This window comes from Corallococcus sp. AB049A (assembly GCF_003668885.1).
GTDB classification, from domain to species: Bacteria; Myxococcota; Myxococcia; order Myxococcales; family Myxococcaceae; genus Corallococcus; species Corallococcus interemptor.
In genome coordinates this window covers 1-8,276 of record NZ_RAWL01000387.1, presented here as the reverse complement: position 1 = coordinate 8,276, position 8,276 = coordinate 1, and the positions used below count along the sequence as shown (strand labels likewise).

The 8,276-nt window shown below is 70.9% G+C and carries 7 protein-coding genes; 2 read left to right on the top strand and 5 right to left on the bottom strand.

Features of this window, described 5'->3' with window-relative positions; genetic code table 11:
• Positions 1-76 precede the first annotated feature (76 nt).
• Genes D7X55_RS30925 through D7X55_RS30915 form a run of 3 tightly spaced genes read right to left on the bottom strand, consistent with a single transcriptional unit; the run spans position 77 to position 4,474 of the window.
• Positions 77-2,497, bottom strand: a complete 2,421-nt coding sequence (locus D7X55_RS30925; RefSeq protein ID WP_121724941.1) for an ABC transporter permease — start codon at positions 2,495-2,497, stop codon at positions 77-79.
• A 19-nt stretch (positions 2,498-2,516) separates the two neighbouring features.
• A complete protein-coding gene (locus tag D7X55_RS30920; RefSeq protein WP_120551802.1) occupies positions 2,517-3,233 on the bottom strand; it encodes an ABC transporter ATP-binding protein in 717 nt (238 codons plus the stop codon).
• A complete protein-coding gene (locus tag D7X55_RS30915) occupies positions 3,230-4,474 on the bottom strand; it encodes an HlyD family secretion protein (RefSeq protein ID WP_120551807.1) in 1,245 nt (414 codons plus the stop codon). Before D7X55_RS30915 ends, D7X55_RS30920 begins: the two co-directional genes overlap by 4 nt.
• Before the next feature lie 218 nt (positions 4,475-4,692).
• Here D7X55_RS30915 and D7X55_RS30910 point away from each other — a divergent pair, with 218 nt between their 5' ends.
• Positions 4,693-5,784, top strand: a complete 1,092-nt coding sequence (locus D7X55_RS30910; RefSeq protein WP_120551803.1) for a hypothetical protein — start codon at positions 4,693-4,695, stop codon at positions 5,782-5,784.
• Between the two features lie 60 nt (positions 5,785-5,844).
• On the opposite strand, the gene D7X55_RS30905 is transcribed toward D7X55_RS30910, so the two are convergent.
• Together D7X55_RS30905 and D7X55_RS30900 are read right to left on the bottom strand one after the other, a co-directional pair.
• Entirely contained in the window at positions 5,845-6,174 is a 330-nt protein-coding gene (locus D7X55_RS30905) for a helix-turn-helix domain-containing protein (RefSeq protein WP_120551804.1), read from the bottom strand.
• Entirely contained in the window at positions 6,171-6,557 is a 387-nt protein-coding gene (locus D7X55_RS30900; RefSeq protein WP_199747236.1) for a type II toxin-antitoxin system RelE/ParE family toxin, read from the bottom strand. The genes D7X55_RS30905 and D7X55_RS30900 overlap by 4 nt, the downstream gene beginning before the upstream one ends.
• A gap of 105 nt (positions 6,558-6,662) precedes the next feature.
• Between D7X55_RS30900 and D7X55_RS30895 the strand changes: the two genes are divergently transcribed.
• Complete coding sequence (locus D7X55_RS30895) at positions 6,663-8,198, top strand: AMP-binding protein (protein WP_121724940.1); 1,536 nt, start codon at positions 6,663-6,665, stop codon at positions 8,196-8,198.
• Positions 8,199-8,276 lie beyond the last annotated feature (78 nt).

The following is an 8,276-nucleotide window of genomic DNA, read 5'->3' as shown; positions in this document are numbered from 1 at the left end:
GGGTACGCGGAGGGGGAGCAGTGGGTTCGGACACGGGGAGCGCCACGGTTGGGAACTGTGCCAGAAAGGAGGGAACTCAGTCCGCCCGGAGCGCGATGATGGGGTCCACGCGCGTCGCCCGCCGGGCAGGCAGCCACGACGCCGCCAGCGCCACCCCGGTCAACAGCAGCGCCACCCCTCCGAACGTCCACGGGTCGCCCGCCGAGACTCCGTACAAGAGCGACCCCAACAGCCGCGCCAGCGCCAGGGACAGACACAGCCCCACCGCCACGCCCGTGAGCGACAGCCGCAGGCCCTGCGCCAGCACCAGCCGCAGCACGTCGCCTCGCGCCGCGCCCAGCGCCATGCGGATGCCCAGCTCCCGCGTGCGCTGCGACACCGAGAAGGCGATGACACCCGACAGCCCCAGCGCCGCGAGCAGCAGCGCGACGCCCGCGAACAGCCCCATCACCAGCGCGGACAGCCGCCGGGGCCCCGTGGACTGGTCCATCCGCCGCGTGAGCGGAGACACGTCGAACAGCGGCAGGTCCGCGTCCACCGCGCGCACCTCCGCCTCCACCTGGGCGCGCACCGCCTCCGGCTCCCCGGACTTCACGCGCACCGCCAGGCCCATGGAGACGTCCGGCAGCTGCGACAGCGAATAGTAGGCCGCCGGGCGCGACGGCACGTCCAGGCCCCACTCGCGCAGGTCGTCCACGACGCCCACCACCGTGGTCCACTGCATGTCCTGGCCGTGCAGCTTCAGCCGCTGCCCCAGCGCGTCTCCTTTCGGCCAGAAGAGGTCCGCGAAGGAGCGGTTGATGACCACCGCCCAGGGCGCGTCCGGCCCGTCCCGGTCCTCCAGCAGCCGGCCCTGCCGCAGGTGGACGCGCAGCGCGTTCAGGTAGCCGGGCGTGGCGGCGCGGAACTCCACCGCCTTCCACTGCTCCCCCGGCTGGCGCGGACGCCCGTCGATGTCGAAGCTGCGGTCCGCGGAGCCCCCCAGCGGCAGCAGGTTCGTGAGCCCCGCGGACTCCACGCCCGGAAGCGCCTGGAGCCGCGGCAGCAGGGCCTGCAGGAAAGCGGCCTGTTTCGCCGGGTCCGGGTACTGAACCCTGGGCAGCGCGAGCGCTCCGGTGAGCACGCCCTCGGACTCGAAGCCCGCATCCACGCGCTGAAGCGCGAGGAAGCTCTTCACGAACAGGCCCGCGCCCACCAGCAGCACCAGCGCGAGCGACACCTGCGCCACCACCAACGCCGCGCGCAGCCGGCCCGTGCGGTGGCTCCCCGTGGCACGTGCGCCCTCGCGCATCGCCGCGTGCAGGTCCACGCGGCTGGCCTGGAGCGCGGGCACCAGCCCGAAGAGCACGCCCGTGAGCACCGACACCGCCAGCGTGAAGAGCACGGAGGCCACGTCCAGCTTCACGCCCTGGGCGCGCGGCAGGCTGTCACCCACCGTGGCCACCAGCGCATCCGTGCCCCACAGCGCCAGCAGGAGCCCCACCGCGCCCGCCACCAGCGACAGCACCAGGCTCTCCGTGAGGAACTGCGCCACCAGCCGCAGCCGGCCCGCGCCCAGCGCCGCGCGGATGGAGACCTCACGCCCTCGCGACACGGCCCGCGCCAGCAGCAGGTTCGCCACGCTGGAGCACGCCACCAGCAGCACGAAGCCCACCGCGCCCCAGAGCAGCCACAGCGTCTCGCGCACGCCGCCCACCACCTGGTCCTCCAGCGGCTTCACGCTCATGGACCAGCCCCACTCCCGGTACCGGCTCACCAGGTCCGCCGGGCGCGCGTTGCCCATGCGCACCAGGTCCGTGCGCGCCGCGTCCAGCGTCATGCCCGGCTCGAGCCGCGCCATCACGCTGAGGAAGCGGTTGCCGCGCCGGGACTCCTCCTGCTGCTCGGGCGTGGGCGCCAGGGGCAGCACCCCCTCCGTGTCCTCCGGGTAGACGGCGCCCGGAGGCAGCACGCCCACCACCGTGCGCGGCACCCCGTCCAGCCGCAGCACGCGCCCCAGCACCTCCGGGTCCTTCGCGAAGTGCGTGCGCCACGCGGAGTCCGACAGCACGACGACCTTGTCCTGGCCCGGGACCTCCTCTTCCTGCGTGAAGCCCCGGCCGAGCACCGGCGTGACGCCCAGCGTGGGCAGGAAGGACGCCGTGGCGACGACGACATGCAGGCGCCGGGGTGAGTCCCCCCCGGTGAGCGTCATGTCGTCGGGCCGGAAGGCCGCGAGCGACGCGAAGGCCTTCGTGTGCGTGGTCATGTCCCGGTACTCGGGAAGGGAGTTCGACACCTCCTTCAAGCCGAAGGCTTCGAAGTTCGGGGCCAGCAGCACCAGCTGCTCCGGCTGACGGAAAGGGGGCGGAGTGAGCAGCACGCCCTTCACCACGCTGAACACGGCGCTGTTCGCGCCGATGCCCAGGGCCAGTGTCAGCACCGCCACCGCCACGAAGCCGGGGGCGTTCCTCAGGGAGCGCCACGCGTAGCGCAAGTCACCGAGCAGGTGTTCCATGGCCGTGTCTCCCTTTCCGTCAGCGAAGCTGTTCGTCCTGCACCACGCGGCCGTCGAACAGGCTCACCGTGCGCGTGGAGATGCGCGCGTGCGCCGGGTCGTGCGTCACCATGCAGATGGTGGAGCCCGCCTTGTGCAGGTCGGACAACAGCTGCATCACCGCCTCGCCGTTCTTCGAGTCCAGGTTGCCCGTGGGCTCGTCCGCCAGGAGGATGAGGGGGTCTCCCGCGACGGCGCGCGCCACCGCCACGCGCTGCTGCTGACCGCCGGAGAGCTGCCCCGGCAGGTGCCGCGCCCGGTGCGCCATGCCCACGCGCTCCAGGGCCCGCTCCACGCGCTGCTTGCGCTCCTGCGCGGGCAGTCCCCGGTAGGTGAGCGGCAGCTCCACGTTCTCGAAGACCGTGAGGTCGCCGATGAGGTTGAAGCTCTGGAAGATGAAGCCGATGTGCTGGTTGCGCACCTTCGCGCGGTCCGTGGGGGACAGGTCCAGCACGCTCCTGCCATCCAAGAGGTAGCTGCCGCGCGTGGCGGTGTCCAGCAGCCCCAGCACCGCGAGCAGCGTGGACTTGCCGGAGCCGGACGGGCCCACGATGGCCACCCATTCGTTCTGGCGGACGGTGAGCTGGATGTTGGAGAGGGCGTGCGTCTCCACCTCCTCCGTCTCGAACACCTTGGTGAGCCCGTCGAGCTGGAGCAGCGCCTTCGCCTCGCCGTCGTTCGTCATCGTCGTCATCATCGCAGCCTCACGCGCTCCACCGCATCCCACGCGGTCATGTCCGACAGCACCACCTGGTCACCCTCTGAGAGTCCCTGCACGACCTCCACCGCGTTCACCGAGCCCCGGCCCAGCTTCACGGGGATGCGCACCGCCTCGTCGCCACCGGGCAACAGCCGGAAGAGCGCCAGCGTGCTCTCCGCCTGCGCTCCCGCGGGGCGGCCCACGGACAGCACGTCGTCCAGCCGCTCCAGTTCCACGGTGCCCTCCACGGTGAGGTCTGGCCGGGCGCCCCTGGGCAGCGTGTCCGGCAGCGACACCTCCACGCGCACCGTGCCCTGGCTCGCGGCGGGCGCCACGCGCGCCACGGTGCCCTCCACCACGCCGTTGCGCGTGTCCACCTGCGCCTTGAGGCCCGGGAGGATGTCGCGCGCCTGCGTCTCCGCGATCCGCAGCTCCGCCTTCAACCGCTCCGGCTTCACGACCTTGGCCAGGAGCACGCCGGGCGTCACCCACTGGCCCAGCTCCAGCGGCAGCTCCTGGAGCACGCCGTCCTCTCCCGCGAGCACCTTCATGGACTCCACCTGCTGGCGGCGGAAGCGGGCCACGGCCTTGAGCCGCTCCACCTGCTCCTGCTGGGACGCGAGGCGCTGGCGCAGGCTCTGGGACATGACGTCCAGGCGCTGGCGCTCCAACTCCAGACGCTGGCGGGACTCGTCGGCCTTCTCCTGGGCCTGGCGCGTCTCCAGGTCTCCGACGAAGGCCCTCTGGAAGAGCTCGGCGTTGGCCTGGGCGCGGCGGGTGGCGTCGGCGGACTCGGCGGTGAGGGTGGCCACGGTGGCCTGCTGGGACAGGCGCTGCGTCTGGAGCAGTTCGCGCAGCTCCAGGAAGTCGCCTTCGGCGCTCGCGAGCTGGCGTTCGGCTTCAAGCGCCTGGAGCTGCACGTCCGGGTTGGACAGCTCCAGGAGCACCGTGCCCGCGGTGACGGTGGCGCCGGGACGGACGTGGATGCGCTCCACGCGGCCGGCGGTGTCGGCGGTGAGCCAGCGGATGGACTCAGGCACCAGCGAGCCGGTGCCCTTCACCTGGCGCACCAGCGGGCCGCGCTTCACGGTGTCCAGCCACACGGAGGCCTTGTCCACGGTGGGCGCCGCGGGGCGCAGCCGGGACAGGCCCACGGTCACCGCCACGAGCGCGGCGAGGCCCAGGGCGGCCAGGAGGTAGGGTTTGCGGCGCGGCTTGCGAGCCTTCGGGATGTCCACGCCCCGGGCCATAGCGAGCCGTGTGCCAGGGCTTCGAGCCGGGCCAAGCCCCCGGAAACACGAGCGCGAGGAAGGATTGTCCGGCCGCGTTGACCGCTTGCGCGAAGCGCGCGTCCCAGGAACGGACACCGCGAAGAAGTGTGCTGGGGTTGAATAGCAACAGCGTCAGGCCGTCTGCCTGCTCGATTCAATTCCCACACAATTTCGAGGAACACCCCATGCGCTCCACCTCCTTCGGGAAGCGCGCCGGCATGCTGCTGGCCGCCACCCTCCTGCCCTTCTCCGCCTTCGCGGATGCCCTGTATCTCCAGCTCACGGACGTGGGCAGCGAGGTGGACGCGTCCGGACTGGCGGCGAGCACCGTGGCGGAGCGCACGCGCTACGGCATCAACGAGGCGCTGAAGGGCGCGACCACGGAAGCCATCCTGATGGATCCGCAGCACGAGGGTTCGGCGGACGTGACGGTGAGCGCGAAGGTGACGCGGGCCGGAGAGAAGTACCGGCTGACGTATCTGCTGAGCACGACGCACCAGCCGGTGCGCACCAAGACGCTGTCGTACGATTTCGTCAATCCCAGCCTGAGCGACAAGGGCTCGGTGGTGATGGCGCAGGCGGTGCTGGCCGAGGCGCAGAAGCTGGAGGCCGCGAGCCAGGAGACGCCGGTGGCGGCCGAGGAGGTTCCGGCGGCCTCCGGCGCGGGCTCGGACTCGCTGGTGTCGGAGCGCGTGAATGGCGACGCGCCCCGCCATGAGGGGATGGAGGGAGACTCGACGGGGCGCCAGGTGGAGCGCGAGGCGCCGCCCCGCCGGGGTGGGCGCACGAACCTGGACCTGGGTCTGGCGCTGGGTTTCAACAGCCCGTCGGGCATCTTTGGCGGTGAGCTGGAGTACCGGGTGGCGCCCGTCCTGGGGCTCAACCTGAGCGCGGGCACGGGCGCCTGGGGCTTCCGCGTGGGTCCGGTGGCGCGCCTGTATCCGCTGGGCGAGGTGCGCACGAGCCCGTTCCTGGAGGCGGGCATGAGCTTCAACATGGGCGGCACGTCGACGACGACGCTCAGCTTCGGCGGCGAGTCCGAGGTGTACACGACGGAGAAGCTGATGACGCCGGTGGCGACGCTGGCGCTGGGCATGCGTCAGTCGATGGGCCCCATGTACCTGGGCCTGCGCGCGGGCTGGGGCTTCCGGCTGCGTGAGGACAACTGGCGCACGTCGGACGGCCGCGACCCGAACCTCCTCGACGACCTGGACATCGCCACCACCCAGCACGGCGGCTTCCTGTGCAGCGTCACGCTGGGCATGTCGCTCTTCTAGGCGGCTTAGGGCAAACGGCCGGAGCTTCCGCCACGACACGGCAGCTCCGGTTTCCACACGTCAGGCTGTGACAACTTCCAGGTGCCCTGGAGCCCGGGACCTGGGGCGGTCCCGTACGACGATCTGGACGTCACTGCCCAGGAGGGTCAGGAAGCGGATCAGCCGTTCCGTCGAAAAGCCCGCCATGCGTCCACGCAGCAGGGCCGAGACCTTGGGCTGATCCACTCCCAGCAGCTTCGCCGCCGCAGCCTGGGTCAGCTTCTTCCTGGCGATGAGCTCCGCGATCCGCGCCATGAGCTCCGCCTTGGCCTGCGCCTCCTCGGGCTGAGCGACCTCCAGATCCCGGAAGACATTCCCACTGCTGGCCGTGAACTTCGGTTCGCTCTTCATTCTGATTCCTCTTCCGTAGCGTCCTTCCGGGCCGCGTGGAGGTCTTCCGCCGCCTTCAATCGGAGCTTCACCAGATCGATGTCCTGCTTGGAGGTCTTGATGCCCTTCCGAGACTTCTTCTGGAAGGCGTGCAGCACGTAGAGGACTCCCTTCAGCTTGACCGTGTAGACCGCACGGAAGGTGTCACCGTCGAAGTCCTCGACGACTTCCAGCACTCCAGCCCCCTTGAAGCCCTTGAGGGGCTTGGCGTCCGGGTGCTTTCCCCCTGTCTGGGCCAGATGCAGCGCGTAGCCCATGACGCCTCGCACCTCTTCAGGAAACGACTTCAAGTCCTCCAAGCTGCTCCCCACCCAGACCAGAGGCCTCGCCATCTTCTGGAGCATGCCAATTCTGGCATGTCGCGGCAACTGATGGCCGCCTGGCAGGCCTTCCGGTCCAAAGTCGGAGCACGCTCCCATTCCCACCGGCAGGCGCTAGGCTCGCGCGTCATGCCGGCCTCCCTGCTTGAAGTGTTCCTGGACCATGCTCGTCACGAGCCCTCGCGCCCGTTGCTGTCTTTCGAGGGGACTGAGTATTCGCGTGGACAGCTGGCGGAGCGGGTCACCGCGTTCGCGCGCGGACTCAAGGCCCGGGGGCTGGCTCCGGGGGAACGCGTCGCCCTCTTCCTGGAGAACAGCGACGCGTTCGTCATCACGTGGCTGGGGGTCCAGGCCGCGGGCTGCGTCGCCGTGCTCGTCAATACGGCCTACCGCCAGGTGGAGCTGGCCCACATCCTCTCCGACGCGGAGGTGAAGGTCTGCGTCACCAGTGCCTCCGGTGCCTCCGAACTCGTTCCCCTGCGCGATCAGCTTCCGTCGCTGCAATGGCTCATCACCGTGGAGCCTGCTCCCCCCGAGCTCCCCGCCGTCGCCTTCGACGACGTGCTCGCGCAGGGCGCCGCGTCCACCGCTTCACTGCCCCTGCCCCGCGCGGAGGACCTGGCCGTGCTGGGCTACACGTCCGGCACCACCGGCCGCTCCAAGGGCGCCATGCTCCAGCACCGGCAGCTGCTCTCCAACGTGCGCGCCGTCACCGAAGCGTGGCGCTGGACGGACGCGGACCGGCTGCTGCTCACGCTTCCCCTCTTCCACACCCACGGCCTCATGGTGGGCCTGCACGGCACCCTCTTCACCGGCGCCAGCGTGGACCTGCGCCGCCGCTTCGTCGCCTCCGAAGCCCTCACCGCCCTGCACGACGACGCGTCCCTCACCCTCTTCTTCGGCGTGCCCACCCTGTACGGCCGCCTCCTCGAAGAATCCCGCTGCACCGGCGTCACGCCGCGTCCCCTGCGCCTCTGGGTCTCCGGCTCCGCCCCGCTGAGCCCCCAGCTGTGCCTGGACATCGAGGCGCGCTTCGGCGCCCGCATCCTGGAGCGCTACGGGATGACCGAAACCCTCATGAACACCACCCAGCCCTACGACGGCGAACGCCGCCCCGGCACCGTGGGCATGCCCTTCCCCGGCCAGGAGGCCCGCGTCGTGGACGTGCGCTCCCGCCAGCCCCTGCCCCGCGGCGAGACAGGCGAAATCGAGGTCCGCGGCCCCCACGTCTTCACCGGCTACTGGCGCCGCCCGGACGCCACCCAGGAGGCCTTCGACGCCGATGGCTGGTTCCGCACCGGAGACCTGGGCGAGTGGGACCCGGACGGATTCCTGCGCATCACCGGACGGGCCCGGGAGCTCATCATCAGCGGTGGCTTCAACATCTACCCCCGCGAGGTCGAAGAGGTCCTCACCCAGCACCCGTCCGTCGCGGAGGCCGCCGTCCTGGGCCTGCCCGACCCGGACTTCGGCGAACAGGTCGTCGCCGTCATCGTCCCCCACCCCGGCGCCCCCACCGACGCCCAGGCCCTGGTGGACTGGTGCCGCGAACGGCTCGCCGCCTTCAAGAAGCCCCGCCGCGTCGTCTTCACCGACGCCCTGCCCCGCAACGCGCTCGGAAAGGTCCAGAAACACATCCTCAAGGAGCGCCTGGCCGCCTCCTAGGACACACTCACCGCCATTCGCCGAACAAAGCCCACACCTGTCTCTTATACACCTCTCCGAGCCCACGAGACCGGAGCC

What these genes read in the sequence shown, in the direction of transcription:
- D7X55_RS30925 (WP_121724941.1), bottom strand. Translation starts at nt 2,497, where the DNA reads ATGGAACACCTGCTCGGTGACTTGCGCTACGCGTGGCGCTCCCTGAGG.
- D7X55_RS30920 (WP_120551802.1), bottom strand. Translation starts at nt 3,233, where the DNA reads ATGATGACGACGATGACGAACGACGGCGAGGCGAAGGCGCTGCTCCAG.
- D7X55_RS30910 (WP_120551803.1), top strand. Translation starts at nt 4,693, where the DNA reads ATGCGCTCCACCTCCTTCGGGAAGCGCGCCGGCATGCTGCTGGCCGCC.
- D7X55_RS30905 (WP_120551804.1), bottom strand. Translation starts at nt 6,174, where the DNA reads ATGAAGAGCGAACCGAAGTTCACGGCCAGCAGTGGGAATGTCTTCCGG.
- D7X55_RS30900 (WP_199747236.1), bottom strand. Translation starts at nt 6,557, where the DNA reads ATGCTCCAGAAGATGGCGAGGCCTCTGGTCTGGGTGGGGAGCAGCTTG.
- D7X55_RS30895 (WP_121724940.1), top strand. Translation starts at nt 6,663, where the DNA reads ATGCCGGCCTCCCTGCTTGAAGTGTTCCTGGACCATGCTCGTCACGAG.